The organism is Mesorhizobium sp. M0563 (assembly GCF_040321065.1).
Lineage (GTDB): Bacteria > Pseudomonadota > Alphaproteobacteria > Rhizobiales > Rhizobiaceae > Mesorhizobium.
The window spans coordinates 20,373-43,880 of record NZ_JAMYQV010000015.1; the positions used below are offsets into that span (position 1 = coordinate 20,373).

At 62.0% G+C, this 23,508-nt stretch carries 29 protein-coding genes; 12 read left to right on the top strand and 17 right to left on the bottom strand.

The window, feature by feature from the left end; genetic code table 11:
• The first annotated feature begins 102 nt into the window (after positions 1 to 102).
• The 4 genes from NKI50_RS19210 (at position 103) to NKI50_RS19225 (ending at position 2,915) form a co-directional block, all read left to right on the top strand.
• Positions 103 to 969 carry an RNA methyltransferase gene (locus NKI50_RS19210; protein ID WP_023717371.1) on the top strand — a complete coding sequence of 289 codons (867 nt, stop codon included), beginning with the start codon at positions 103 to 105 and terminating at the stop codon, positions 967 to 969.
• Between the two features lie 79 nt (positions 970 to 1,048).
• Positions 1,049 to 1,732 carry a DUF805 domain-containing protein gene (locus NKI50_RS19215; RefSeq protein ID WP_352641107.1) on the top strand — a complete coding sequence of 228 codons (684 nt, stop codon included), beginning with the start codon at positions 1,049 to 1,051 and terminating at the stop codon, positions 1,730 to 1,732.
• 102 nt (positions 1,733 to 1,834) lie between these two features.
• Positions 1,835 to 2,647 carry a glutamate racemase gene (gene murI / locus NKI50_RS19220; RefSeq protein ID WP_023717373.1) on the top strand — a complete coding sequence of 271 codons (813 nt, stop codon included), beginning with the start codon at positions 1,835 to 1,837 and terminating at the stop codon, positions 2,645 to 2,647.
• Positions 2,648 to 2,726: 79 nt separating this feature from the next.
• Positions 2,727 to 2,915, top strand: coding sequence for a DUF3008 family protein (locus tag NKI50_RS19225; RefSeq protein WP_023717374.1), 189 nt, complete (start codon positions 2,727 to 2,729; stop codon positions 2,913 to 2,915).
• Positions 2,916 to 3,005: 90 nt separating this feature from the next.
• Here the strand turns inward: NKI50_RS19225 and NKI50_RS19230 are convergent, their stop codons facing one another.
• On the bottom strand, positions 3,006 to 3,218 hold the full coding sequence (locus NKI50_RS19230; RefSeq protein ID WP_023674706.1) for a hypothetical protein: 213 nt from the start codon (positions 3,216 to 3,218) through the stop codon (positions 3,006 to 3,008).
• Between the two features lie 379 nt (positions 3,219 to 3,597).
• Between NKI50_RS19230 and rpsD the strand changes: the two genes are divergently transcribed.
• The 3 genes from rpsD to NKI50_RS19245 all read left to right on the top strand — a co-directional run bounded on the left by rpsD (position 3,598) and on the right by NKI50_RS19245 (position 6,079).
• Positions 3,598 to 4,215 (top strand): 30S ribosomal protein S4, encoded by a 618-nt coding sequence (gene rpsD / locus NKI50_RS19235; protein WP_023717376.1) that lies wholly within the window; start codon positions 3,598 to 3,600, stop codon positions 4,213 to 4,215.
• A gap of 153 nt (positions 4,216 to 4,368) precedes the next feature.
• Complete coding sequence (gene ttcA / locus NKI50_RS19240; protein WP_352641108.1) at positions 4,369 to 5,262, top strand: tRNA 2-thiocytidine(32) synthetase TtcA; 894 nt, start codon at positions 4,369 to 4,371, stop codon at positions 5,260 to 5,262.
• Positions 5,252 to 6,079 carry an inositol monophosphatase family protein gene (locus NKI50_RS19245; protein WP_352641110.1) on the top strand — a complete coding sequence of 276 codons (828 nt, stop codon included), beginning with the start codon at positions 5,252 to 5,254 and terminating at the stop codon, positions 6,077 to 6,079. The genes ttcA and NKI50_RS19245 overlap by 11 nt, the downstream gene beginning before the upstream one ends.
• Before the next feature lie 22 nt (positions 6,080 to 6,101).
• Here NKI50_RS19245 and NKI50_RS19250 read toward each other — a convergent pair whose 3' ends face one another.
• Positions 6,102 to 7,301: a multidrug effflux MFS transporter gene (locus NKI50_RS19250; RefSeq protein ID WP_352641176.1), complete on the bottom strand. Its 1,200-nt coding sequence runs from the start codon at positions 7,299 to 7,301 to the stop codon at positions 6,102 to 6,104.
• Between the two features lie 206 nt (positions 7,302 to 7,507).
• The gene (gene grxD / locus NKI50_RS19255) at positions 7,508 to 7,843 is read right to left on the bottom strand and encodes a Grx4 family monothiol glutaredoxin (RefSeq protein ID WP_023674712.1); all 336 of its coding nucleotides are present in this window, start codon (positions 7,841 to 7,843) and stop codon (positions 7,508 to 7,510) included.
• Between the two features lie 162 nt (positions 7,844 to 8,005).
• Between grxD and NKI50_RS19260 the strand changes: the two genes are divergently transcribed.
• A complete protein-coding gene (locus NKI50_RS19260) occupies positions 8,006 to 8,797 on the top strand; it encodes a phosphodiester glycosidase family protein (RefSeq protein WP_352717330.1) in 792 nt (263 codons plus the stop codon).
• A gap of 7 nt (positions 8,798 to 8,804) precedes the next feature.
• Here NKI50_RS19260 and NKI50_RS19265 read toward each other — a convergent pair whose 3' ends face one another.
• The 4 genes from NKI50_RS19265 to NKI50_RS19280 form a co-directional block, all read right to left on the bottom strand.
• Complete coding sequence (locus tag NKI50_RS19265) at positions 8,805 to 9,539, bottom strand: class I SAM-dependent methyltransferase (RefSeq protein ID WP_352641114.1); 735 nt, start codon at positions 9,537 to 9,539, stop codon at positions 8,805 to 8,807.
• A 20-nt stretch (positions 9,540 to 9,559) separates the two neighbouring features.
• Positions 9,560 to 9,793 (bottom strand): BolA/IbaG family iron-sulfur metabolism protein, encoded by a 234-nt coding sequence (locus NKI50_RS19270; protein ID WP_023674714.1) that lies wholly within the window; start codon positions 9,791 to 9,793, stop codon positions 9,560 to 9,562.
• Between the two features lie 86 nt (positions 9,794 to 9,879).
• On the bottom strand, positions 9,880 to 12,120 hold the full coding sequence (gene purL, locus NKI50_RS19275) for a phosphoribosylformylglycinamidine synthase subunit PurL (RefSeq protein WP_023717381.1): 2,241 nt from the start codon (positions 12,118 to 12,120) through the stop codon (positions 9,880 to 9,882).
• A gap of 149 nt (positions 12,121 to 12,269) precedes the next feature.
• The gene (locus tag NKI50_RS19280) at positions 12,270 to 13,682 is read right to left on the bottom strand and encodes an aminotransferase-like domain-containing protein (RefSeq protein ID WP_023717382.1); all 1,413 of its coding nucleotides are present in this window, start codon (positions 13,680 to 13,682) and stop codon (positions 12,270 to 12,272) included.
• A 142-nt stretch (positions 13,683 to 13,824) separates the two neighbouring features.
• Between NKI50_RS19280 and NKI50_RS19285 the strand changes: the two genes are divergently transcribed.
• Positions 13,825 to 14,031: a DUF1127 domain-containing protein gene (locus NKI50_RS19285; protein WP_353022699.1), complete on the top strand. Its 207-nt coding sequence runs from the start codon at positions 13,825 to 13,827 to the stop codon at positions 14,029 to 14,031.
• A gap of 18 nt (positions 14,032 to 14,049) precedes the next feature.
• Here the strand turns inward: NKI50_RS19285 and NKI50_RS19290 are convergent, their stop codons facing one another.
• The 7 genes from NKI50_RS19290 to purC are packed head-to-tail and all read right to left on the bottom strand — an operon-like array spanning position 14,050 to position 18,102.
• Complete coding sequence (locus NKI50_RS19290) at positions 14,050 to 14,691, bottom strand: Pr6Pr family membrane protein (protein WP_023717384.1); 642 nt, start codon at positions 14,689 to 14,691, stop codon at positions 14,050 to 14,052.
• 4 nt (positions 14,692 to 14,695) lie between these two features.
• A complete protein-coding gene (locus NKI50_RS19295; RefSeq protein WP_352641116.1) occupies positions 14,696 to 15,106 on the bottom strand; it encodes a hypothetical protein in 411 nt (136 codons plus the stop codon).
• A gap of 2 nt (positions 15,107 to 15,108) precedes the next feature.
• Entirely contained in the window at positions 15,109 to 15,774 is a 666-nt protein-coding gene (locus NKI50_RS19300) for a glutathione S-transferase family protein (RefSeq protein ID WP_352641117.1), read from the bottom strand.
• 31 nt (positions 15,775 to 15,805) lie between these two features.
• On the bottom strand, positions 15,806 to 16,474 hold the full coding sequence (gene purQ / locus NKI50_RS19305; RefSeq protein WP_352481169.1) for a phosphoribosylformylglycinamidine synthase subunit PurQ: 669 nt from the start codon (positions 16,472 to 16,474) through the stop codon (positions 15,806 to 15,808).
• Positions 16,471 to 17,028 carry an RNA 2'-phosphotransferase gene (locus NKI50_RS19310; protein WP_352717380.1) on the bottom strand — a complete coding sequence of 186 codons (558 nt, stop codon included), beginning with the start codon at positions 17,026 to 17,028 and terminating at the stop codon, positions 16,471 to 16,473. Before NKI50_RS19310 ends, purQ begins: the two co-directional genes overlap by 4 nt.
• Entirely contained in the window at positions 17,025 to 17,267 is a 243-nt protein-coding gene (purS, locus tag NKI50_RS19315) for a phosphoribosylformylglycinamidine synthase subunit PurS (RefSeq protein ID WP_023717389.1), read from the bottom strand. The genes NKI50_RS19310 and purS overlap by 4 nt, the downstream gene beginning before the upstream one ends.
• A gap of 40 nt (positions 17,268 to 17,307) precedes the next feature.
• Complete coding sequence (gene purC / locus NKI50_RS19320; protein WP_023674725.1) at positions 17,308 to 18,102, bottom strand: phosphoribosylaminoimidazolesuccinocarboxamide synthase; 795 nt, start codon at positions 18,100 to 18,102, stop codon at positions 17,308 to 17,310.
• A gap of 270 nt (positions 18,103 to 18,372) precedes the next feature.
• Between purC and NKI50_RS19325 the strand changes: the two genes are divergently transcribed.
• Both NKI50_RS19325 and NKI50_RS19330 read left to right on the top strand, forming a co-directional pair.
• A complete protein-coding gene (locus NKI50_RS19325; RefSeq protein ID WP_023717390.1) occupies positions 18,373 to 18,693 on the top strand; it encodes a DUF1476 domain-containing protein in 321 nt (106 codons plus the stop codon).
• Between the two features lie 120 nt (positions 18,694 to 18,813).
• Positions 18,814 to 19,587 (top strand): HpcH/HpaI aldolase family protein, encoded by a 774-nt coding sequence (locus NKI50_RS19330; RefSeq protein ID WP_023717391.1) that lies wholly within the window; start codon positions 18,814 to 18,816, stop codon positions 19,585 to 19,587.
• Here NKI50_RS19330 and NKI50_RS19335 read toward each other — a convergent pair.
• Positions 19,584 to 20,132, bottom strand: coding sequence for an RBBP9/YdeN family alpha/beta hydrolase (locus NKI50_RS19335; protein WP_023717392.1), 549 nt, complete (start codon positions 20,130 to 20,132; stop codon positions 19,584 to 19,586). The genes NKI50_RS19330 and NKI50_RS19335 overlap by 4 nt on opposite strands.
• A 271-nt stretch (positions 20,133 to 20,403) precedes the next feature.
• Between NKI50_RS19335 and NKI50_RS19340 the strand changes: the two genes are divergently transcribed.
• Positions 20,404 to 21,216: a VOC family protein gene (locus tag NKI50_RS19340; protein ID WP_023717393.1), complete on the top strand. Its 813-nt coding sequence runs from the start codon at positions 20,404 to 20,406 to the stop codon at positions 21,214 to 21,216.
• A gap of 1 nt (position 21,217) precedes the next feature.
• Here NKI50_RS19340 and NKI50_RS19345 read toward each other — a convergent pair whose 3' ends face one another.
• Positions 21,218 to 21,790, bottom strand: coding sequence for an RBBP9/YdeN family alpha/beta hydrolase (locus NKI50_RS19345; protein ID WP_023717394.1), 573 nt, complete (start codon positions 21,788 to 21,790; stop codon positions 21,218 to 21,220).
• Complete coding sequence (gene purB / locus NKI50_RS19350; protein WP_023717395.1) at positions 21,790 to 23,097, bottom strand: adenylosuccinate lyase; 1,308 nt, start codon at positions 23,095 to 23,097, stop codon at positions 21,790 to 21,792. Before purB ends, NKI50_RS19345 begins: the two co-directional genes overlap by 1 nt.
• Between the last annotated feature and the right edge of the window lie 411 nt (positions 23,098 to 23,508).

A 23,508-nucleotide genomic window follows, 5' to 3' on the forward strand; every position in this document is an offset into this window, starting at 1 on the left:
GAACCGCGCCGTAGTGCCGGCATTCTTTGCGAAAGCTTCATTTTCGCCGCCAAATGTGGCAGGGGACTGCGAAATGCCGCAAACAGCAGTTCATTGACAACCATGACCGCCACCCAGGATCCCGACAACCCTCTTGCCTCCGGAACGCCTGCGTCCGGACCGGCGATCATCCTGGTCGAGCCACAGCTCGGCGAGAACATCGGCATGGTTGCACGCGCCATGGCCAATTTCGGCCTTGCCGAACTGCGCCTCGTCAATCCGCGTGACGGCTGGCCGAGCGAGAAGGCGCGTGCCGCGGCAAGCCGCGCCGACCATGTCATCGATGCCGTCGAGGTGTTCGACGACCTGGCCTCGGCAGTCGCCGACTTGAACTTCGTCTTCGCCACCACGGCGCGCGCGCGCGACAATTTCAAACCGGTGCGCGGCCCGGTCGAGGCGGGCAGGGCGCTGCGCGCGCGGCAGCGGGCCGGCCAGCGCACCGGCATCCTGTTCGGCCGCGAGCGCTTCGGCCTCTATAATGACGAGGTCGGCCTTGCCGACGAGATCATCACCTTCCCCGTCGATCCAGCCTTCTCCTCGCTCAACATCGCCCAGGCGGCCCTGCTGATGTCCTATGAATGGATGAAGTCCGGCCTGGAAGACGAGACCAGGACCAACTTCTCCGGTCCCGAAATGCCGCCAGCTGCCAAGGAAGAATTGCACGCCCTGTTTGCGTATCTGGAAGGTGCACTGGAGGCGCGCGGCTATTTCCGCCCGGCACCGAAGAAGCCGAAGATGGTCGACAATTTGCGCGCAGTGCTGACCCGCCCCGGTTTTGCCGAGCCGGAGCTCAAGGTGCTACGCGGTATTATATCATCGCTGGACAGGTTCTCGCCGGCCATGCCACGCGGCGACGGATCGCCCGGCGACGATCCAAGGCGGCTCCCGGCGGCCGCGGCACGCGCCGGAAAGGCGAAGGACAAAGACTAGCCTTCGAGTTACCCATATCTCACCAGTAACCGAATGTTATTTGATGTGATCCATTGTCTGGAAAACGATGGATCCTCGGATGTTTAGCTCGGATATCGGTCGTCCTCGCTTTTTCTTCTATTCGGCGGCCTTGCTGGTTGCGGAAATCGTGACCTTTGTGCTGTGCGTCGTGCTGACCATCGGCATCGAGGGTTTGGCCAATTCGAAGCCCGGACCTTCCAGGGAAGGGCTGGCCGCGGCCGTTCTCGTCGCCTCGCTGGTGATTGTTCTGTTCCGCGCGAATTTCGCCTGGCGTCGAAGCCGCGATGCGCAAGGGTCCGGTTGGATCCTTTGGTCGTATATCGTGTTCTCGACCCTGTTTGCGATTCTGCAGGCCGGCACTGTTCTTGTCGTAAAGTTCGACGGCGACGAGTCGCATTCCGGCCTTAACCTGCTGGGATTAGCTCTCGTCGGGCTGTGGGCGGTCATCTTGGCGGCCAAGCCGGCGGGCGGTAGCTCTTCGGATATGGCGTCATCCCTGAGTTTCGACGATTTCGACCCGCCCGGGCCGCTGCGCGGCGCCGCGGCGCCCCATTCAGAGTCGGCCGCCGGCGTGGCGGCCCTGGCTCCGGCCTATGCCATGCGGGCCGCACCGGTGCCGTCGAACCACCCTGCATCTCACCCCTGCATCTCCGGCGAACGGCCGGCCGCGGGCCGGCGGCTTCGGCAAGCGGGGCCTTGTGTGACCGTCTCGCCGCATCAAGGCCATGATGGTTCCAGATAGAAGCGGCCGGGATAAAGCATCATTGGCCGAAGCAAAAAGCATGGGCCGAACCTTCTCTCGTGATCTCGTTTGTGATTCCCAGGCCTTAGTGACTCAATGATAATGACCAGTCCATCGAGCGCCCGTCCGATCCTGATGTTCGATTCCGGCATTGGCGGCCTCACTGTGCTGCGTGAGGCGCGCGTCCTGATGCCTGACCGCCGCTTCATCTATGTCGCCGACGACGCGGCGTTCCCCTTCGGCGCCTGGGAGGAGCCGGCGCTGAGAACACACATCCTAGAGTTGTTCGCCAGGCTGCTCGAACGGTTTTCGCCGGCTATTTCGGTCATCGCCTGCAACACCGCCTCGACGCTGGTCATCGATGCGTTGCGCGAGAGGTTTCCCGGCCACCCTTTCGTCGGCACCGTGCCGGCCATCAAGCCAGCGGCGGAACGCACGCGCTCAGGCCTAGTTTCGGTGCTGGCTACGCCCGGCACCGTCAAGCGCCAGTACACGCGCGACCTGATCAGCAAATGGGCGCAGAAATGCCATGTCCGCCTGGTCGGCAGCGACAAGCTGGCGGGATTGGCCGAAGCCTATATGCGCGATGGTTTTGTCGACGAGGACGCCGTGCGCGCCGAGATCGCGCCGTGCTTCGTCGAGCATGACGGGTTACGCACCGACATCGTCGTGCTTGCCTGCACCCATTATCCGTTTTTGGCCAACCGCATGCGCAAGACAGCACCTTGGCCGGTCGACTGGCTCGACCCGGCCGAGGCGATCGCACGCCGCGCGCTGTCGCTGCTCGCCGATACCGAGGCCCGTTATCGCAGAGAGGTACTGCCGGAAGGCGCCGATTTTGCCGTCTTCACCTCGAACGAGGCCGATTTTCCGACGCGCCGGCTGATGCAGGGATTTGGCCTGGCGGTATCCTGACCCCAGGCACTTTGGTGCTCCGGGAACATCAGCCCAGGGCGATGCGTTCTTTTCTCATTGAGGAACAGGAGAAACGATCATGCCAGCCACCTCGAAAGCCCAGCAGAAAGCCGCCGGTGCTGCACTGTCCGCCAAGCGTGGCGAGACCAAGAAGAGCGAGCTCAAAGGCGCGTCGAAGGGAATGTATAAATCCATGAGCGAAAAACAGCTCGAGGAATTCGCCGAGACCAAGCGCAAGGGCCTGCCGGAAAAGAAATCGAAACACTGATCGACTGACCATTCTGGCGGCGGATGCCGGTCGATAAAAAGCCCGCGGCTGAGCCGCGGGCCCTGAAGTCTCAACCGGCGAGGGCGAAAATTACCAGTTCCATCCCCAACCGCAGCGCCGCACTTTGTAGCGGATGACCTTGCGATGACCGTGCCGCCACACCACCTTCTTCTTGACCACGATGCGGCAGACCTGGTGATGCCTGTGGCCGTGCCAATGCCGGGCCTGCGCCGGCTCGGGCGCGACCGCCATCGTGCCGGCCATCACCGCGGCTCCTACCAACGTAAGGAAGAACTTCTTCATGCGAATTCCAGCTCCTCTGACTTCAGTCCCTTCCTGATGCCGCTGGCGCAACCTCCCGCCACATCCGGCACGTTCTACAACCGCAACACTATCCGGTTCGGCGATTCGCGCCAGCCGGAAGCTTGACAGCGGTTAAATCTCCGTTTAACCAGCCCACCAACACCGGGCCGCAATGCCCGGTGGTTTTCTTTATGTGTGCAAGACGTTTGGAAGCCGGTTTTAATTTCCTGATGTCCTGTTTGAAATGACGTGTCCCGTGGGTTTTCCGTCGCGTTGCGTGGAAAACCCTGTCAGGTCTCGAAAACGGGGGCCAGAGGAGGGCGCGTTTCCTTCACCCGGACCATGAGGTTCCGGGTGTGTTGTTTTGAAAGGGAATGCGATGAGCAAGCGCGAATCCGCGAAGTACAAGATCGACCGCCGTCTTGGCGAAAACATCTGGGGCCGCCCGAAGTCCCCGGTCAACAAGCGTGAATACGGCCCCGGCCAGCATGGCCAGCGCCGCAAGGGCAAGCTTTCCGATTTCGGCCTGCAGCTGCGCGCCAAGCAGAAGCTGAAGGGCCACTATGGCGACGTTTCGGAAAAGCAGTTCCGCAAGGTCTATGAAGAGGCGGACCGCCGCAAGGGCGACACCTCGGAGAACCTGATCGGCCTGCTCGAATCGCGCCTCGACGCAGTCGTCTACCGCGCCAAGTTCGTACCGACCATCTTTGCGGCGCGCCAGTTCGTCAATCACGGCCACGTCAACGTCAACGGCAAGCGCGTCAACATCGGCTCGTACCGCTGCAAGCCGGGCGACGTCATCGAAGTGCGCGAGAAGTCGAAGCAGCTGGTCATCGTGCTGGAATCGGTGGGCCTGGCCGAGCGCGACGTGCCCGATTACATCGAGGCCGACCACAACAAGATGACCGCCGCCTTCACGCGCATCCCCGGCCTGGCCGACGTTCCGTTTGCCGTGCAGATGGAACCGAATCTGGTCGTCGAATTCTATTCGCGCTGATCGGCGCGTTCGTACGCGATACAAGCGAAGGCCGCCCTATCGGGGCGGCCTTACTTTTTCGTTCCTTTTTCGCGGCGTGATTCCGAAATCGATTTCGATTTTCGGTTCGATGCGCTACTGCGGGCGGCAACAGGACTTTAGGGCCGACGCGCCGTGAACATGCAGCCAGACGCCGAAACGCTCGAACCGGTCGCCGACGCCGAAGGCGGCTTTCATCCGCTGTTTGCCGATGTGCCGTCCTCCGTCGAGTTCAACAAGCTGCGCAAGCGGCTGCTGCGGCTTGCCCGCCAGGCGATCGACGATTTCTCAATGGTGAGGCCCGGCGACCGCTGGCTGGTCGCTCTGTCGGGCGGCAAGGATTCCTACGGCCTGCTTGCCGTGCTGCTCGATCTCAAATGGCGCGGGCTGCTGCCGATCGAGCTGTTGGCCTGCAATCTCGACCAGGGCCAGCCGAACTTTCCCAAGCACATATTGCCCGACTATCTCGACAGCCATGCCATTCCGCATCGCATCGAATATCAGGACACCTATTCTGTGGTCATCGACAAGCTGGCCGAGGGCAGCACCTATTGCTCGCTGTGTTCGCGGCTGCGGCGCGGCCATCTCTATCGCATTGCCCGCGAGGAGGGCTGCTCGGCGCTGGTGCTCGGCCATCACCGCGAAGACATTCTGGAAACCTTCTTCATGAACCTGTTCCATGGCGGACGCCTCGCCGCCATGCCGCCGAAGCTGCTCAACGACGAAGGCGACGTCATGGTGCTGCGGCCGCTCGCCTATTGTGCGGAAGCCGATCTCGAGAAATTCGCCGGCGCCATGAAATTCCCGATAATTCCGTGCGATCTGTGCGGTAGCCAGGAAGGCCTGCAGCGCAACGCCATGAAAGCGATGCTCGACGACATCGAGAAGCGCATGCCCGGCCGCAAGGACACCATGATCCGTGCCATGGCCAATGTGCGGCGCTCGCATCTGCTCGACAGGACGCTGTTCGATTTCGCCGCCCTCAACGATGCTCTTAACGCAAAGCAAGACGGTCCCCATGACATTTGACGACAGCGCGATCGACTGGCTTGCCGACCTTCTGTCGGACGCTGCCGTCGCCGAGATCATGCCGCGCTTTCGCCGGTTGAGTGAGGGCGACGTGCGTCGCAAGACCTCGGCCGCCGATCTTGTGACCGAGGCCGACGTGAATGCCGAGCGGCTCATCACCGCCAGGCTGCTTCAGCGTTATCCCAAGGCGATGATCGTCGGCGAGGAGGCCTGCTCCGACGACCCGACGCTGCTCGACGGTCTCGGTGATGCCGAACTCGCCTTCGTCGTCGACCCGGTCGACGGCACCTTCAACTTCGCCTCCGGCGTGCCGCTGTTCGGCGTCATGCTTGGCGTGGTGGTCAAGGGCGAGACGATCGCCGGCATCATCCACGATCCCGTCGGCAAGGACTGGCTGGTCGGCGTTCGCGGCGCCGGCAGCCATATTCGGCACGCGCATGGCAATTTCGAAAAAGTCCATGTCGCCAAACCGGCGCCGATATCGGAAATGACTGGAGCGGTCTCGTGGCACTATCTACCCGAGCCGGACCGCTCACGCCTGGCGCGCAATCAGACCAAGTCGCTGTCGCAGTTCAACTATCGCTGCGCAGCCCACGAATATCGCCTGCTGGCCAGCGGCCACGGCCATTTCGTCGTCTACAACAAGCTGATGCCGTGGGACCATCTGGCCGGCGTGCTGATCCATGCCGAGGCCGGCGGTTATGCCGCGCGCTTCGACGGCAGCGCCTATCTGCCGTCACATCTCGGAGGTGGCCTGCTGGTCGCGCCGGACAGGGAAAGCTGGCGGGAGCTGCGCCGCGAGCTCTGGGCGGAATAGTTTTACCCGCTAGCGCGTAAAACTAGACCGGCGGGTTTTGCGGCTGGAACAGCCTGCCGCGCTCGGCAATGAGAATCATCAGCAGCGCCGCCACCGACACGCTGCAGAACCCGGCGGCCAGCGGCGTCACCGTACCGTTGAAGGCCTGGCCGATCAGCGTGCCGAGGATGCCGCCAAGAAATGTCTGCATGAACCCGAGGATCGACGAGGCAGTGCCGGCCAGGTGACCGAGCGGCTCCATGGCAAGCGCGTTGAAGTTGGCGCCGAGCGCGCCGAACGGGACCATGGCGCAGGCAAAGAAAGTAATGAAGAGCCAGAGCGGCATCTTCATTTCGATGGAAACGACCAGCCAGGCAAGGCTGATGGCCAGAAACAGCAGCAGCGCGCTTTGCGACAGACGGCGCATGCCGATGCGGCCGACGAGGCGAGAGTTGAGGTAGTTCGAAAAAGCAAGCACGCCGGCAACCCCCGCGAAGATGACCGGGAACATCTCGCCGACATCGAACACGCTGACATAGATCTGCTGGGCCGAGGCGATGAAGCCGAACATGGCGCCGAAGATGAAGGTGCTGGCGAAGGCGTAGCAGAGCGCGATGCGGTTGGTGAGAACGATGCGGAAGCCGCCGATGATGGAGGACAGCGTCAGCGGCCGGCGAAATTCGGGGTGTAGCGTCTCGGGCAGGCGCAACAGCGACCAGGCGGACACGATCAGCGCGCCGGCCGCCATGGTGACGAAGATCACGTGCCAGGTCGCAAACAGCATGATGAACTGGCCGATACCGGGTGCCACCACCGGAATTGCCATGAACACCATGAAGATCAAGGACATGACTTCGGCCATGCGCCTTCCGTCGAACGTATCGCGCACGATCGAGACGGCAATGACGCGCGTCGCCGCCGCGCCGACGCCTTGCACGGCCCGGCATAGCAGAAGCGTGGCGAATGACGGGGCGATTGCAGCAGCGCCCGCCGCCGCAACATAGATCACCAGCCCGGCAACCAGCGGAGCGCGGCGCCCGAAGCGGTCCGAGACGGGCCCGAAGAACAGTTGCCCACCGCCGAAGCCCAGTATGTAGGCGGTGATCACATATTGCCGGTGGTTTTCATTTTCGACGCCGAGCGAGGCGCCGATCTGCTGCAGCGCCGGCAACATGATGTCAATGGCCAGCGAGTTGAGCGCCATCAGCGCCGCGCATAGCGCGATGAATTCCCAGCGCGGAATAGGCAAGGTGCTTGCCTTTTGCTGCGCTTGTGCTTGCTGATCCACGGCCAGTCCGATCTTCAAACGAAAATGCGCCGGCGTGCCGACGCATCCATTCGTTCATTGCCCCGATAGCGGGCACAACTTTTTGCCAAGGTGCCCCGGCGCTAAGCGCATGACCCCGACAATCGCAGTCGATCTTCGGAGAGCCATACGCAAAACAGAAGTCAGGCGGCGCCTTTGACGCTGACGCCCTTTTCGACGAGGAAGGTCTGCAATTCGCCCGCCTGGAACATCTCGCGGATGATGTCGCAGCCGCCGACGAATTCGCCCTTGACGTAGAGCTGCGGGATGGTCGGCCAGTTGGAATAGTCCTTGATGCCTTGCCGTAGCTCGGCCGACGTCAGCACGTCGACACCCTTATAGTCGGCGCCGATATAGTCGAGGATCTGCACGACCTGACCGGAAAATCCGCATTGCGGGAAGCCGGGCGTGCCTTTCATGAAGAGAACAACGTCGTTGCCCTTCACTTCATTGTCGATGTAGTCGTTGATGCCGCTCATGGAATACCCTTTCATGCCTGTGGGAGTCAGGCTCGAACATTACCCTTCAAATAAACCCATGGGTTGCGCGAAACAAGATGTTTGCCGCCTTGCCATGCAAATGGCGCAAAGGAACGTCTGATCTTGTGCCAAGCCGTTGGCCACCATCTTTCCCGAGGCGCGATGAAAAGACGATATCTCGCCGGGTTCCTCCTCGCCGTTCTGCTCGCCGCACTGGCCTTGATTTGGTGGGCCAGGTCGCCGAGACAGCCACCCCTCGTCGTCGGCGGTGAATTGCCGGCGCCGTGCCGCGACGCGAGCTTCGAGGCGGCCTACGTCGTCTGCGAAATCGATCTGCGCCGCTATGACATCGGTGTGTTCCACGTAGGCCTCGACGGCAAGGCCTTCGGTTCCCTGGACAAATTCGACAAGGCGATGGCGGATCAGGGCCGGCCGGTGCTGCTCGCCATGAACGCCGGCATGTATCACCAAGATCTGACCCCAGTCGGCCTTCTCGTCGAAGACGGCCGGGAGAAGGCGCCGCTCAACGTCGCCGACAGCGAAGGCAATTTCTTCCTGAAACCGAATGGCGTGTTCGTGGTCCGCAAGGACGGCAAGGCGGCGGTCATGGAGACAAGTGCCTATGCCGCGGCCAGGCCGGACGTGATGGTCGCAACGCAATCCGGCCCGATGCTGGTGATCGACGGACGGCTTCATCCTCGATTCGAGCAGAACGGCACATCGCGCTATATCCGCAATGGCGTCGGCGTGCGTGACGAAAACACCGTCGTGCTGGCGATCTCGCGCTCTCAAGTCAGCCTCGGCAGCTTCGCACGGCTGTTTCGAGATGCGCTCACTTGCCCCAATGCGCTTTTCTTCGACGGGGTCGTTTCGGCGCTGTCGAATGGCGAGCGGATGATTGTTGGTGGAAACTATCCGGCCGGGCCGATCATTGCCGTTTCGGCGAAAAGGTGAGGGAAATTTATTTGTGCGCACGCACGCATATGAATGCAGGCGCCAAACTCAGTTCGGCAAAATGCCTGGGGTCGACCATTTCCATCTCAGGCGCGGGAAGCGGCTCGACGAAGCGGTCGAGCGTCCAGCCCGTATCGGCAAGGCCGTTGAGGATATCGCCGAGCGGTCTGCGATAGGATTCAACATAGGGATTGGGCTCGCCAAAACCTCCCCAATGCATGCCCCAGCGATTCGTTTCAAAATAGGTTTTCGTCCCGCGCGTGCGCGTGTCCTGCCAGTCGCGCATTGGATGGCCCATAGAGAACACCAGCCAGCCGCCCGGGCAGGAGACGCGATGAAACTCAGCGAATACCGGCTCCAGTTTTTCGACATAGTCGAGCGCCAGCGAGCAAAGTATGCGGTCGAAACTGCCATCCGCGAGCCAGTCGAGGGCCCTTTCGAGATTGCCAAGCCGGATATCGACATCGAGCCCAGCGCAGCGCTGACGTGCCAAAGCCAGCATTTCCGGCGTAATGTCGAAGGCACTTACCCGCGCACCTGAGCGAGCCAGCTTTTCCGAGCAGATACCGGAGCCGCAGCCGGCGTCCAGTATGTTCAGACCCGTCACGTCGCCCAGCAACTCCAGCGAGGCCGGCCGTTCGTAGAGGGCATTGTGCGGCTTGATCGGCGCCAGCGCATCATAGCGCTCGGCAAAGGAAGCATAGGCACTGACTGCAACCGGATCGCTGTCGCCTTTGGCCATGACTTCCCGCTTGCGTAGAATTAGTCCGGCACGCTGGTCTGCAGGGCAAGCGCGTGCAGCACGCCGCCCATGTTGCCCTTCAGCGCGTCATAGACCATCTGGTGCTGCTGGACGCGGCTTTTGCCGCGAAAGCTTTCGGCCACCACCTCCGCCGCATAATGGTCGCCATCGCCGGCCAGGTCGCGAATCGTCACCTTGGCGTCCGGAATGCCTTCCTTGATCAGCCGTTCGATGTCGTGGGCGTCCATTGCCATGCGAGGATTCCTTGTTCAGGTCGTGAACTCATAGATATGGTCGAAACGGCGGATGAACCACAGTGAAACGGCTCCACTCGATCACATCACGGGTCCACGACCTCATTTGCCATGAAGCGAGGGAACCAGGATTCGTGGGCAGCGGTCAATTCACTGACCGGTATCGCACGTGCCTCGCCCAGCTTCAGTTCGCTGCCGCCGGTCGAGCCGATCCACGGTGCAAAAATGCCGAGCTTGCTTTGCTGTTCGCGAATGGCATCCCACGCCTCGCTCTGCGGGTCGATCGACAGCGTCAGCAGATAGCGGCCCTGATCCTCGCCGAACCAGACCGGGATCGGATCGGTGCCGATCAGGCCGGGGATGGTCGCGCCGATGCCGGAGGCCATCGCCATCTCGGCCAACGCCACCGCGATGCCGCCATCGGAAACGTCATGCGCCGCGGTAACGACGCCCGACGCAATCAGCGCCCGCACATGGTCACCGACGCGCTTTTCGTGATCGAGATCGACGGGCGGCGGCGGGCCGTCGGCACGGCCATGGATGTCGCGCATATAGACCGATTGGCCAAGATGCGTGCCCCACATGGTCGGTGCGCCGACCAGCACGATCATCTGGCCTTCGGCGGCAAAGCCGATCCGCACCATTTTCGACCAATCGGCAATCAGCCCGACGCCGCCGATGGTTGGTGTCGGCAGTATGCCTTGGCCGTTGGTCTCATTGTAGAGCGAGACGTTGCCGGAGACGATCGGGAAGCCCAGCGCCCTGCAGGCATCGCCAATACCTTTCACCGCGCCGACCAACTGACCCATGATCTCCGGCCGTTCCGGATTGCCGAAATTAAGGTTGTCGGTGGCCGCGAGCGGCAAGGCACCGGTGGCGGTAAGATTGCGCCAGCATTCGGCCACCGCCTGCTTGCCTCCCTCGTAGGGGTCGGCCTCGCAATAGCGCGGCGTCACGTCGGAGGAGAAGGCGAGCGCCTTGGTCGGATGACCGTCGATCCGCACGACGCCGGCATCGCCGCCGGGAAGCTGCAACGAATTGCCTTGGATCAGCGTGTCGTACTGCTCCCACACCCAGCGGCGCGAGGACAGGTCCGGCCCGCCAAGCAGCTTCAGCAAAGCCTCGGCCACATCGGTTTGCGGTGCATCGCCGGCGCCCAATGGCGCCGGCTTCTTCGGCTCGACCCAGGGACGGTCATATTCCGGCGCCTGGTCGCCGAGATCCTTGATCGGCAGGTTGGCGACCTCGTCGCCCTGGTGCAGCACGCGGAAGCGCAGATCGTCGGTGGTCTTGCCGACGATGGCAAAGTCGAGGCCCCATTTGTGGAAGATCGCCTCGGCCTGTTTTTCCTTTTCGGGGCGCAGCACCATCAGCATGCGCTCCTGGCTCTCCGAAAGCATCATCTCATAAGCGCTCATGCGCTCTTCACGCACCGGCACCTTGTCGAGATCGAGCTCAATGCCGAGGTCGCCCTTGGCGCCCATTTCGACCGCCGAGCAGGTGAGACCAGCGGCACCCATGTCCTGGATGGCAATAACGGCGCCGGACGCCATCAGTTCGAGGCAGGCTTCGAGCAGGCATTTTTCGGTGAAGGGATCGCCAACCTGGACCGTGGGCCGCTTCTCGTCGATCTTGTCGTCGAATTCGGCCGAGGCCATGGTGGCGCCGCCGACGCCGTCGCGACCGGTCTTGGCGCCGAGATAGACGACCGGCAGGCCGACGCCCTTGGCCTCGGACAAAAAGATTGCGTCCGTCTTCGCGAGGCCCGCGGCAAACGCATTGACCAGGATATTGCCATTGTAGCGGGCGTCGAAATTGACCTCGCCGCCGACCGTCGGCACGCCGAAGGAATTGCCATAGCCACCGACGCCGGAAACGACGCCGGCAACGAGGTGCCTGGTTTTGGGATGATCCGGCGCACCGAAGCGCAGCGCGTTCATCGCCGCGATCGGCCGCGCGCCCATGGTGAAGACATCGCGCAGGATGCCGCCGACGCCGGTCGCCGCTCCCTGATAAGGCTCGATATATGAGGGATGGTTATGGCTCTCCATCTTGAAGACGACGCAGTCGCCGTCGCCGATGTCGACCACGCCGGCATTCTCGCCCGGGCCCTGGATGACTTGCGGCCCGGTGGTCGGCAGCGTACGCAGCCATTTTTTCGAGGATTTGTAGGAACAATGCTCGTTCCACATCGCGGAAAAAATACCGAGTTCGGTAAAGCTCGGCTCGCGCCCGACCAGGTCGAGGATGCGTTGGTACTCGTCGGGCTTCAGCCCGTGCGCGGCAATGAGTTCCGGAGTGATCGGCACGGAATTGGAAATGGTCATGATCGGCAATTTGTGTCCTTGGGATCGAGTCCCGTCTTATCGCAAGCTTTGCAGCCGATACACCCCGTCGGATGACTAAAACGACGGAAAGCAACAGCTTGCCGCAAGTAGCGGAAGATCGCCACTCGACCCGCCGGTTTCAAGCCGGTTCAGGAAAAGCTGTCGTAGCCGGCGCGGCCTTCGTCCAGAAGCCGCCGGATCACAGCGACGCCGTGCGCAATATCGTCCCGCTGTCGCGGCTGCGAGATGCCAAACCGCACGCCGTGAAAGGCCTGTTCGGAACGCCCCGCCTTGAACTCGTCCTCGTCGTCGATGAGCACGCCATGTTCGAGGCAAGCCTGTTTGAAAGTGCCGGAAAGCCATGGGTCCGGCAAAGTGAGCCAGACGAACGGCACATTATCCAGCGCCTTGAAGTCGAAGCCGTCGAGTGTCTCGCGCACGATCGCGATGCGCGCACCGATCTCGGCAATGCTGCGCTTGCGCATCTCGGCGGCCTGACCGGACAACACCAGCCGGCTGCCCACCTCCGCCAGCAGAAAGGGCAGGCCGCCCGTCATCATCTTATGGGCAACCCGGATGCGGTGACGATAGGCCGGCGGGCAAGCGAGCCAACCGCCGCGAACACCCGCCGCGACCGATTTCGACAGGCCGCCGGCAACGATGGTCCGTTCGGGAGCATATTCGGCCAGTAAAGGCGTCGGGTCGTCGGTCAGTCCGCCATAGAGATCGTCCTCGATCAAGACGACGTTATATTGACGGGCGACATGCGCGATTGCCTCGCGGCGCGATGCCGACAGCGTTGTCAGCGTCGGGTTCTTGGCCGTCGGCATCAAAAACATCATCTTCGGGTGCTTTTGTGCGCAGACGCGCTCGAAATCCTGGGGATCGATGCCCTCGTCGTCAGCCGCCACCAGTGCGGTCCGGCGACCGATCAGGCCGGCGCTGCGGGAGATCTGCGAATAGGTGAGGTGCTCGAAGACGACATAGTCGCCGGGGGCGGTGAGCCCCGCAATTGTTGCCATCACCGCGGCGTGGGTGCCGAGCGTGGGGACAATGGCATCCGCCGCCGGGCGATAGGAATTGCGCGACAGCCAGCGCCTGCCGGCCTCGAACCAGCGGTCCGGGAAATCACGCGTGTAGCTTGAAATCTCATGCGGATGGTCTTGCGCCGTGCGTGTCAACACATCGGCGACGATGGCACCCTGGCCGACATCCGGTGCGGCGGTGCTATCGAAGCGCATCTTGTCGCCGGGCGCATCCATATAGCGCGTGCCTTGTTCGACCGGCTCCAGGAAATCCGGCTTTGCGCTTTCCGACTGCTGAGCGAGAACATAGGTTCCGCGGCCCACCTCGCCGCTGACCAATCCCCGCTCGCGCAGCAATTGATAGGCCCTGCCGACGGTGCCGACGGTCGTGCCGATGTCGTATGCCAGATCGCGCTGCGGCGGCAGCTTTGCCCCTGCACCGATCAGGCCGCGGTCGATGTCCGTCTCGATGGAATCGGCAAGCCGCTGATAGAGCGGGCCGGTACCCGCGGTAAGATCTGGAAGCCAAGTTGTCATGGTGACAATTTTTTACATTGCACCAGGATGTGAGTCAATACATACATATCAGATCGGCGGCGAGAAGGGTACAATCCGAAGTTTTGGCAGAAAGAAAATGGCTACAATAGAGACAATCCGCCCCGTTAGGGCTGAATTGCAGATGCAGGTGGCGCCTCCGTTAGGCCGGCCAACCTATGTTAGTCGGCTGGTGCGTACGCTCGGATCCTTCGCGAGATGGATTGGCAGGCTAATGGATCGTCGGCGCAGCCGGCTGGTCCTGCTCGAGATGACCGACGACCAGCTCAAGGACATAGGCATTACGCGTTGTGATGCCCATCGTGAGGGCCTCAGGCCGTTCTGGGACTGAGGGTTGAGGCACCGCACTTTAGCGGACGCCCGCCGCCCTGAGCCTCGATACGCCGTGGTCCACAAGCACGGCCACGATACACAGAACCAGAAAAAGCCCGGTGATGGCCAGAGCCGAGACGGCGACGCTGGCCGCCCCGTGTTTGGAGACGTCGAGGAATGGATAGGGTACTTCGCCGACGATCGGCGCCCGCAGCAGCGCGTAGGCCAGATAGGCGATCGGATAGATCATCCACCACGAGATGTCACGCCATCGCGTCGAGCCGTCGGCGCCCGCCACAAGCCACCACAGCACGAACACCACCGGCGTCACATAGTGCAGGAGCACGTCGCAGAGCAGGAACAGCCCTTGCGGCTGCCAAAGCTGCGCCAGGACCGTGGCGTAGATAATGAGGACCAGGCTTATGGCGACGGCTACGCCCGCCCCTATCCGTGGCCCGGCAAAGGCCGGAAACCAGGCATAACCCGTCGACGACAGCAACGAGGCATGGACGAGCACCGCGCCGATGTTGGTCAGGATGGTGAAGAAGCTGAAATAGAAGACCAGCGAGCCGACAAAGCCGCGGCCGGCTTCCATTGATGCCGGGACGGTGATGCAGAGCTGCAGGACGAGCCCGGCCAGGCCGACGACCAGACCGGTGATCTGCAGCAAGCGACCCATTGGGCTAGGCAGCAGCGCCACAGGCCGGATTGCCGGCCTGCCAGCGGGCAATGTCCGAGCCGATGCGGCCGCCGAGCGGTTCCGCCATCAATGGGCCGAACACGTCGACGCGGCTCGAATTGCCTTGCGCCTGCACGACCAGCAACGGCTTTCCGCCATAATGTTTGGCCGGCACCAGCAGGAAGCGCGGCGTGCCGCTGAACGAATTCAGCTCGTTGGCCATCTGATAGGATTTGAAGGCAGGGTCCTTGCTGGCGATCCAGCATTTGTGGGCAGCTATTGCCACCTGCTCCATGGCAAGCAGTGACGCGCTCTTGCCTGCCGGCGCCGGCGTGCTCTTCGGGCTTGCCTGGCAGGAGGCGAGTACAAGACCGGCGGCAGCGGCGAGGGCGAGGCTGGCGAGTGTCGATCGCATGGTCAAGCGGCGCCCATCTCAAGTTCTGACAGAAAGATCTTCAGACCGTCTGTCATCTCACCCCAGACGCGCGACAGCGCCGGATGCTGCAAGGCGATTTGCTCATAGGCATCGAATTTCGGATGGGCGTCAAGCAGGTCGGGGCGGCCGATCGTCGCCCTGAAATTGTTGAAGACGAAGCGGGTCGGCGTCAGCCACGCATCGGCGAAGGAGATGTCGTCGCCGAGCGCGAACGGGCCATGCGCCATGCGGGCCTCGATTGCCGCAAGCCCGTGATGCAATCGGGCGAACTGTGCCTTGATCTCCGCCTCGTTGCGCTGCGGCACGAAATAGAGCTCGAACAGCTTCATCGTTGGGGCGAGCACGTCAAGGTCGGTGATGCGGGCGAACATGCGCACCAACGCCCGGTCTTTCGAATCCTTGGGCAGCAGCGCTGGCTCGGGAAAGCGCTCCTCCAGATATTCGGCAATGACCACGGATTCGACGATCGTTTCGCCCGAGCCGGTGATCAGCACTGGAATCCGGTTGAGCGGGGAGATGGCACGGAATGCCTCGGGAATGGGAAACCCAGGCGGCGGTGCAATGACCTTGAGCGGCACGTTCTTGATGTAGGCCAGCGCCCGCACGATCGACGAATAGGGCGACAGCGGTCGCGAATAGAGTTTCATGACCGTCGCTCCAGGAGGAAAATTGAATGCATCAAGCGGCGATGCCCAGCGCGCTTTCGAACAGCGCCCGGCCGTCGCTGCCGCCATGCGCCGCTTCAATCAGGTTCTCGGGATGCGGCATCAGGCCGAGCACATTGCCACGGCCGTTGACAATGCCGGCAATGTCGTTGATCGAGCCGTTGGGATTGGTGCCTTCGGCATATCGGAACACCACCTGGCCTTCGCCTTCGAGGCGGGCCAGCGTTTCGGCATCAGCAAAATAATTGCCGTCATGATGCGCCACCGGCGCGCGGATGACCTGGCCCGGCTGATAGCGGCGGGTGAACATCGTGTTGGCATTGGCGATCTGCAGCTTGACTTGCCGGCAAACGAATTTCAGCGAGGTGTTGCGCATCAATGCACCCGGCAACAGGCCGGCCTCGACCAGGATCTGGAAGCCGTTGCAGACGCCGATGACCGTGACGCCCTTGGCCGCCTTTTCGGCCACAGCCCGCATCACCGGCATGCGCGCGGCAATAGCGCCGCAGCGCAGATAATCGCCAAAGGAAAAGCCGCCGGGAATGGCGATCAGGTCGACATCGGGAATTTCAGTGTCGGTCTGCCAGACGGTGACCGGCGGCGTGCCGGAAATCTTGGTCAGCGCCGCGATCATGTCACGGTCGCGATTAAGGCCGGGGAGCAGGACGACGGCTGATTTCATGAGAATTCATGCTCGTTGAGTTGGAACAGATATCGCGGCAAAACATGGCTGGTCAGCCAGACGCCATTTTCGGAAAGAAAAAATAAGGCGCCGTTTTTGGCCATGTTTTCCGAGTCGATCCGCAGGATAACACTTCTCCCCTTGCGGCGCTGTGCGACGATCACAGCTGTTTCAATGTCTTTTGACAAATGAACGTGCTGCCGAGACTGGCTGATTAAGCCTTCTCGTAAGATGCTGGGGAGAAACTCTTCCTTGGTGCCGTGATATAAGACTGTTGGACGAATTGATGGCGACAGGCCGAGATCAATCTCGACACTGTGGCCTTGAACCGCACGGACACGATCACCGTCGATTGCAAAGCGCTTTTTCGGGTTCTCGTCGATGATCCGAACAACCTCGGCGGCGGATGTGCCGAACTTCGCCTGAATCGCCGCGCAAAGTTTGTTGAAATCAGTCCAACCGTTCTCATCCAAAGTCAGCCCCGCTTCATGGGGAGCATGGCGTAAAACAAGACTCATGAACTTCGATATCTGGATGTCTTTCGACAAGCTCAGCCGATCTCCACCGCGTAATTCTCAATCACCGTATTCGCCAGAAGCTTGTCGCACATAGCTTTCAGATCGGCCTCGGCCTTGGCCTTGTCGCCCTCGGCAAGCTCGATATCGAAAACCTTGCCTTGCCGCACCTGGCCGACGCCGCCGAAACCCATTCCGGAAAGCGCATGCTCGATTGCCTTGCCTTGTGGGTCGAGCACGCCGTTCTTGAGGGTTACGGTAATGCGGGCCTTGATCACGCTGGACATGCTCCTGTTCACCTGTTGAGCGGGCAAGCCGTCAGTGCGGCTTGCCTTTGACACCGTCGGTCGATGCGACGAGCACCGGTCCGGCAGGGCGCGGCGGTTCGTTCTCGTTCATGATGCCGAGGCGGCGGGCAACTTCCTGATAGGCTTCGACGAGCCCGCCCATGTCGCGGCGGAAGCGGTCCTTGTCGAGCTTGTCCTGGGTCGCCACGTCCCACAGCCGGCAGGAATCCGGCGAGATCTCGTCGGCGACGACGATGCGCATCATATCGCCTTCGAACAGGCGGCCGCATTCGATTTTGAAATCGACGAGCTGGATCCCGACGCCCATGAACAGGCCGGAAAGGAAGTCGTTGACGCGAATGGCCAGCGCCATGACGTCGTCGATCTCCTGCGGGCTCGCCCAGCCGAAGGCGGTGATGTGCTCTTCCGATACCATCGGATCGTCGAGCGCATCGGCCTTGTAATAGAATTCGATGATCGAGCGCGGCAGCACGGTGCCTTCCTCGATGCCCAAGCGCTTGGCCAGCGAGCCGGCGGCGACGTTGCGCACCACCACTTCGAGCGGGATGATCTCGACTTCCTTGATCAGCTGCTCGCGCATGTTGAGCCGGCGGATGAAGTGGGTCGGAATGCCCATCCGGTTGAGATGATTGAAGATGTGCTCGGAAATGCGGTTGTTGAGCACGCCTTTGCCATCGACGATTTCATGCTTCTTCTTGTTGAAAGCGGTGGCGTCGTCCTTGAAGAACTGGATCAGCGTGCCAGGCTCCGGTCCCTCATAAAGGATCTTGGCCTTGCCTTCATAAATGCGGCGGCGATTTTTCATCTGATTTTTCTCTGGATTTGCGGGCAGGCGGCAAGCGACCAGTTCCTGTCCGTCTGCCTAAAATAAGATGGCGACGGTGGGGTTCAATGCCGGTGTCTATCCCAATCGCACTGTTTGCTCAATCGGCAAATCCTTTCAATCAACCGCTTTCGGGGACCGAAATGCCGCAGCGCAGCAGGCAATGTAGCATATTGACCGGCCGGCGCCCTTTTGGTTTGTGCTCCGGCAACACATATTGGCACAACGAATCGGATTTCACGGAGGGATGCCATGAGCAGCATGAAAGACCGCGAAGAGGGCTTTGAGCGCAAATTCGCATTCGACGAGGAACTTCGATTCAAGGCTGCGGCACGCCGCAACAGAGCGCTCGGCCTGTGGGCTGCCGAAAAGCTCGGCAAGTCAGGCGCCGAGGCCGACGCCTATGCCAGGGAAGTGGTCGTCAGCGACATCGAGGAAGCCGGCGATCACGACGTTTTCCGCAAGATACGCAAGGATTTCGATGCAGCCGGCATCGACCAGTCGGACCATCAGATCCGCCGCACCATGGATGAATTGATGGCGCAGGCGATCGAGCAGATCAAGAACACCTGATCCTTCCGCCGGTATCGATCGAATGCTGGACCAATCGACCGCCCGGCCTAACCGGGCGGTTTTTCTTTGCCTTTGCGGTCATTTCCGGCTGAATTGCTGCAAGCAAAGAGGAAATCACCAATGTCCCTGAAGTCACGCCTGGCGGCCGACGAGACGCTGTTCACCGCATGGTCCGGCGTGCCGGATGCCCTGACTGTCGAGATATTGGCCAGACAAGGGTTCGACGCGGTTACGCTCGACATGCAGCATGGTGGCCATCACGAGGACAGCGTGCTGCGCGGGCTTGTGCCGGTGCTGGCGGCCAACAAGCCGGCGCTGGTGCGCATCCCGGTCGGCCGCTTCGACATGGCCAGCCGCGCGCTCGACTTCGGCGCCGAGGCTGTGATCGCCCCGATGGTGAATTCGGTGGCGGACGCAAAGCTGTTTGCCGCCGCCATGAAATACCCGCCACTCGGCGAGCGCTCCTGGGGGCCGACCTATGCCTTTCCGCGCCATGGCAAGGGCGATTATGCCGACTGGCTGCGCGACAGTAACCAGCGCACCATGGCGTTCGCCATGGTCGAAACGCGCGCCGCGCTTGATGCACTCGACGGCATTCTCGACACGCCGGGTATCGACGGGATCTTCCTCGGCCCGTCGGATTTCTCGATCGCCTGGTCGAAGGGAACCACCGTCAGTTCGACGCTGGAGAGCATGATGGAGACCGTCGCCTCGATCGCCGAGCGCACCCGCAAAGCCGGCAAGCATGCGGCGATCTATGTGATGGAACCGGCCATCGCCGGTCGCGTGGTGTCGATGGGTTACCGGCTGCTGGCGATGGGTTCCGAGCATTCGCTGATTTCGCTTGGGGCAAAGACCCTGCTGAGCAGCGTCAGGGGTTCAATCGCTTCCTAGAGATCCGTCAGGAATTTCGCGAACGTCATCGACCCTTCGGGCCAGGGGCCAAAGCCGGAATCCGCGTTGAGATGGCCGGCATCGCCGGCGTCGATGAACAGCGAGCCCCAAGCCGCGGCAATGTCCTCGGCGACGCCGAAGGCGCAGAACGGGTCGTTGCGGCTGGCGATCACCACCGACGGAAACGGCAGCGGGTCACGCGGATAGGGACCGAATGTCATCAGGTGCCTCGGCTTTATCTTTGGATTGGCGACATCGGGCGGCGCCACGAAAAAAGCGCCGGCGACCGGCCGCTCGAACCGAGACAAGGCCTGGATGACCGCGGCGACGCCAAGCGAATGGGCGACGATGACGACCGGCCGCTCGGCCTCGTTAACCGCCTTGGCGACACCGGCCGTCCAATCCTCGCGCACCGGCTTCGACCATTCCGCCTGTTCGACGCGGCGCGCTGTCGATAGTTTCGACTGCCAGCGGCTCTGCCAATGATCGGGGCCGGAATTGGTGTAGCCCGGCACGATGAGAATATCTGCTTCCCTGACTTTCATGGCGCGCATGTAGCGAGAGGCGCTGTCGGGTGCAACCGGGTATAAACTCAACAGCGACACGCAAACGGCCTCTCACGAGCCCGGTTCTGCTCGCTATTGTGAACACCATGTTCGCTTCTTGCGCTCTTGTGTGAACGATCGCGATCGACGATCTGTCGCCAGGAAAGAATGGCTGTTCCGAGATTTTGGCACGGACACGGCGTAGAATGATTGATGGCGCCGGGTTCCTCTGTTGGAAGCTTGTCGAGCGCCGCCTGAACGGAGCACTTTGATGAGCGAACTGCCTTTTGCCGCGACGACCCCGGTCAGCGTTGCCCGCGTCGGCTTGCGGGCGCGCCATGCAGAAAATCTCGCTGCCTACTATCGCAAAGTCGTCGGTTTGCAGGAACTGAGCCGCTCCGGCGGCACGATCACGCTCGGCGCAGTCAATCGTCCTTTGCTCGACATCGAAGCGGATCCGGCTGCGAAACCGGATGACCCGCGCAGCGCCGGTCTTTTCCACACCGCCTTCCTACTACCCAGTCGGGCCGATCTCGGCCGCTGGATCAATCACGCCATCGCCGGCAAGATTGGCATCGAGGGCGCGTCCGATCATCTGGTCAGCGAGGCGCTTTATCTGACCGACCCGGAAGGCAACGGCATCGAGATCTATGCCGACCGCCGTCCGCAGGACTGGAAATGGAACGGCGACAAGATCGCGATGGCGACGGAGCGGCTGAACATCCCTTCGGTGGTTGCCGAAGTGCCGGCCGGCGACACCGGCTGGCAGGGCGCGCCGGAAAACAGCATTATCGGCCACGTCCATTTGCGGGTCGGCAGGCCGGAAGAAGCCGAAGCATGGTGGCACCAGGAGTTCGGTTTCGACACGGTGGCAAAATATGGTGGCGCGGCGGTGTTCCTGTCGTCCGGCGGCTATCATCACCACATTGGCGCAAATGCGTGGCAGAGCCCGGGTGCCGGTCGCCGAGATCCCTCCCGCTCCGGCCTGGCCTGGGTCGAGATGCGTTCGGACAATGCCGCGAGCGACACTACCCGCGAGGATCCGTGGGGCACAGTGATAAGGACGGTTCCCGGTAAGGCGTAGGCTAGAGGTTAGCCTTCTCGAGTAAGCGTCCTAGCATCAGCAGGCCCGCTGGCCATACGCCCAGGCGGGCCTCGTTTCCCATATGGCCGAGATCGCCGGCATCGGCGATATCCGCGCCCCAGGCTGCGGCAAAAGCGGTCGCCTTGTCGAAGGTGACGCGCGGGTCGCTGCGGCTCGCCACCACCAATGCCGGGAAGGGCAGGCGCTTCAGCGGCATCGGCGCGAACGGGCGCACCGCGTCGAATGAGGGATCGGTATCCTCGACATTGGTCGCGGCGACCAGGAACGCCGCCGCGACCTTGTCGAGCTGGCTTTGACTGGCCCCGGAAGCCCACTTCACCGCCGTCGCCACTGCCAGCGAATGTGCAAGCAGCACGATGCGGCGCGGTGCGGCGGCCACCGCAGCATCCACCTGGCCGATCCAGTCTTCAGGCTTCGGCCGGTCCCACTCTGCCTGCAGCACGCGGCTCGAATTGGGGAGCACCCTGCACCAATGCGACATCCAATGATCCGGTCCGGAATTGCCGCGGCCGGGCAGGGCAAGAAAATCGAAATCTCCGGCCGCCGAAATCATCAGGCTTCTCCGAACACTCGGCTGAAGATCGTGTCGACATGCTTGGTATGATAGCCCAAGTCGAATTTCTCGCGGATCTCGGCCTCAGGCAGGGCTGCAACAACGTCCTTGTCGGCCAAAAGTTCCTCAAGGAAATCAGCGCCTTGCTCCCACACCTTCATGGCATTGCGCTGCACCAGCCGGTAGGCTTCCTCACGCGAAATGCCGGCTTGCGTCAGCGCCAGCAGCACGCGCTGCGAATGCACGAGGCCGCGGAACTTGTTCATGTTCTTCAGCATGTTGTCGGGGTAGACCAGCAGTTTGTCGATGACGCTGGTCAGCCGTGACAGCGCGAAATCGAGCGTCACCGTCGCGTCGGGCCCGATCATGCGCTCGACCGACGAGTGCGAGATGTCGCGCTCGTGCCACAGCGCCACATTCTCCATTGCCGGCAGCGCGAAGGAGCGCACCATGCGAGCAAGGCCGGTGAGGTTCTCGGTCAGCACCGGGTTGCGCTTGTGCGGCATCGCCGACGAGCCCTTTTGTCCGGGCGAAAAATACTCCTCCGCCTCCAGTACCTCGGTGCGCTGCAGATGGCGCATCTCGATCGCCAGCCGCTCGATCGACGAGGCGATGACGCCGAGCGTGGCGAAGAACATCGCATGGCGGTCGCGCGGGATCACCTGCGTCGACACCGGCTCGGGCTTCAGCCCAAGTTTCTTGGCCACGTATTCTTCGACATAGGGGTCGATATTGGCGAAGGTGCCGACCGCACCCGAAATGGCGCAGGTGGCGATGTCCTCGCGTGCGTGCACCAGCCTCTCGCGGCAGCGCGAGAATTCGGCATAGGCCTGCGCCAGCTTGACGCCGAAAGTGGTCGGCTCGGCATGGATGCCGTGGCTGCGGCCGATGGTAATCGTATCCTTGTGCTCGAAGGCGCGGCGCTTGAGCGCCGCAAGCAGCCCGTCAATGTCGGCCAGGAGGATGTCGCTGGCCCGGGTGAGCTGCACGGCAAAACAGGTGTCGAGAACGTCGGAGGATGTCATGCCCTGATGGATGAAGCGGGCATCCGGCCCGACGAATTCGGCAAGATGGGTGAGAAAGGCGATGACGTCGTGCTTGGTGACGCGTTCGATCTCGTCGATGGCTTCGACATCGAATTTCGCCGCCCCGCCTTTCTCCCAAATGGTCTTGGCGGCCTCCTTCGGGATGACGCCGAGCTCGGCCAATGCGTCGCAGGCGTAGGCCTCGATCTCGAACCAGATGCGGAACCGGGTTTCGGGCGACCAGATGGCCACCATTTCCGGCCGGGAGTAGCGAGGGATCATCAGTCGGTCCTGACTTGCAAGAGCATTTGCCCGCGTCCTAACAGAGGCAAGCAAAATGCTCAACGTTGCTGGCGCAAACCAGACACTGGCGACAGCCAGCGCAATGAAACCGAGCGGAAAATACAGCCGGATGCCGAGGACGACGAACTGGTAGAGCGCCGTCAACATCGTGAACACGAACTGGAAAACCCAGGTGATGGTGAGCGCGGGCGCATGCCATTGGACATAGTAGGAGCGGTATTGCAGCCCAAAGAGGCCGCCGGTGAAGGCGATAGTCACGGTGAGAAGGCAGACGAAGGCGGCAGCGAGGGCGATCTCCCAGTTGCGTCCGAGGGAGACGAGTCGCGCCAGAAACAGCCCAACCGGGAAGGCCAGCGCGCCGCCGGCAGCATAAAGCAGCGAGACGAAGCG

Coding starts and splice junctions, on each gene's coding strand:
- NKI50_RS19210 (WP_023717371.1), top strand. CDS start 103: ATGACCGCCACCCAGGATCCCGACAACCCTCTTGCCTCCGGAACGCCT.
- NKI50_RS19215 (WP_352641107.1), top strand. CDS start 1,049: ATGTTTAGCTCGGATATCGGTCGTCCTCGCTTTTTCTTCTATTCGGCG.
- murI (WP_023717373.1), top strand. CDS start 1,835: ATGACCAGTCCATCGAGCGCCCGTCCGATCCTGATGTTCGATTCCGGC.
- NKI50_RS19225 (WP_023717374.1), top strand. CDS start 2,727: ATGCCAGCCACCTCGAAAGCCCAGCAGAAAGCCGCCGGTGCTGCACTG.
- NKI50_RS19230 (WP_023674706.1), bottom strand. CDS start 3,218: ATGAAGAAGTTCTTCCTTACGTTGGTAGGAGCCGCGGTGATGGCCGGC.
- rpsD (WP_023717376.1), top strand. CDS start 3,598: ATGAGCAAGCGCGAATCCGCGAAGTACAAGATCGACCGCCGTCTTGGC.
- NKI50_RS19245 (WP_352641110.1), top strand. CDS start 5,252: ATGACATTTGACGACAGCGCGATCGACTGGCTTGCCGACCTTCTGTCG.
- grxD (WP_023674712.1), bottom strand. CDS start 7,843: ATGAGCGGCATCAACGACTACATCGACAATGAAGTGAAGGGCAACGAC.
- NKI50_RS19260 (WP_352717330.1), top strand. CDS start 8,006: ATGAAAAGACGATATCTCGCCGGGTTCCTCCTCGCCGTTCTGCTCGCC.
- NKI50_RS19265 (WP_352641114.1), bottom strand. CDS start 9,539: ATGGCCAAAGGCGACAGCGATCCGGTTGCAGTCAGTGCCTATGCTTCC.
- NKI50_RS19270 (WP_023674714.1), bottom strand. CDS start 9,793: ATGGCAATGGACGCCCACGACATCGAACGGCTGATCAAGGAAGGCATT.
- purL (WP_023717381.1), bottom strand. CDS start 12,120: ATGACCATTTCCAATTCCGTGCCGATCACTCCGGAACTCATTGCCGCG.
- NKI50_RS19280 (WP_023717382.1), bottom strand. CDS start 13,682: ATGACAACTTGGCTTCCAGATCTTACCGCGGGTACCGGCCCGCTCTAT.
- NKI50_RS19285 (WP_353022699.1), top strand. CDS start 13,825: ATGCAGGTGGCGCCTCCGTTAGGCCGGCCAACCTATGTTAGTCGGCTG.
- NKI50_RS19290 (WP_023717384.1), bottom strand. CDS start 14,691: ATGGGTCGCTTGCTGCAGATCACCGGTCTGGTCGTCGGCCTGGCCGGG.
- NKI50_RS19295 (WP_352641116.1), bottom strand. CDS start 15,106: ATGCGATCGACACTCGCCAGCCTCGCCCTCGCCGCTGCCGCCGGTCTT.
- NKI50_RS19300 (WP_352641117.1), bottom strand. CDS start 15,774: ATGAAACTCTATTCGCGACCGCTGTCGCCCTATTCGTCGATCGTGCGG.
- purQ (WP_352481169.1), bottom strand. CDS start 16,474: ATGAAATCAGCCGTCGTCCTGCTCCCCGGCCTTAATCGCGACCGTGAC.
- purC (WP_023674725.1), bottom strand. CDS start 18,102: ATGAAAAATCGCCGCCGCATTTATGAAGGCAAGGCCAAGATCCTTTAT.
- NKI50_RS19325 (WP_023717390.1), top strand. CDS start 18,373: ATGAGCAGCATGAAAGACCGCGAAGAGGGCTTTGAGCGCAAATTCGCA.
- NKI50_RS19330 (WP_023717391.1), top strand. CDS start 18,814: ATGTCCCTGAAGTCACGCCTGGCGGCCGACGAGACGCTGTTCACCGCA.
- NKI50_RS19335 (WP_023717392.1), bottom strand. CDS start 20,132: ATGAAAGTCAGGGAAGCAGATATTCTCATCGTGCCGGGCTACACCAAT.
- NKI50_RS19340 (WP_023717393.1), top strand. CDS start 20,404: ATGAGCGAACTGCCTTTTGCCGCGACGACCCCGGTCAGCGTTGCCCGC.
- NKI50_RS19345 (WP_023717394.1), bottom strand. CDS start 21,790: ATGATTTCGGCGGCCGGAGATTTCGATTTTCTTGCCCTGCCCGGCCGC.
- purB (WP_023717395.1), bottom strand. CDS start 23,097: ATGATCCCTCGCTACTCCCGGCCGGAAATGGTGGCCATCTGGTCGCCC.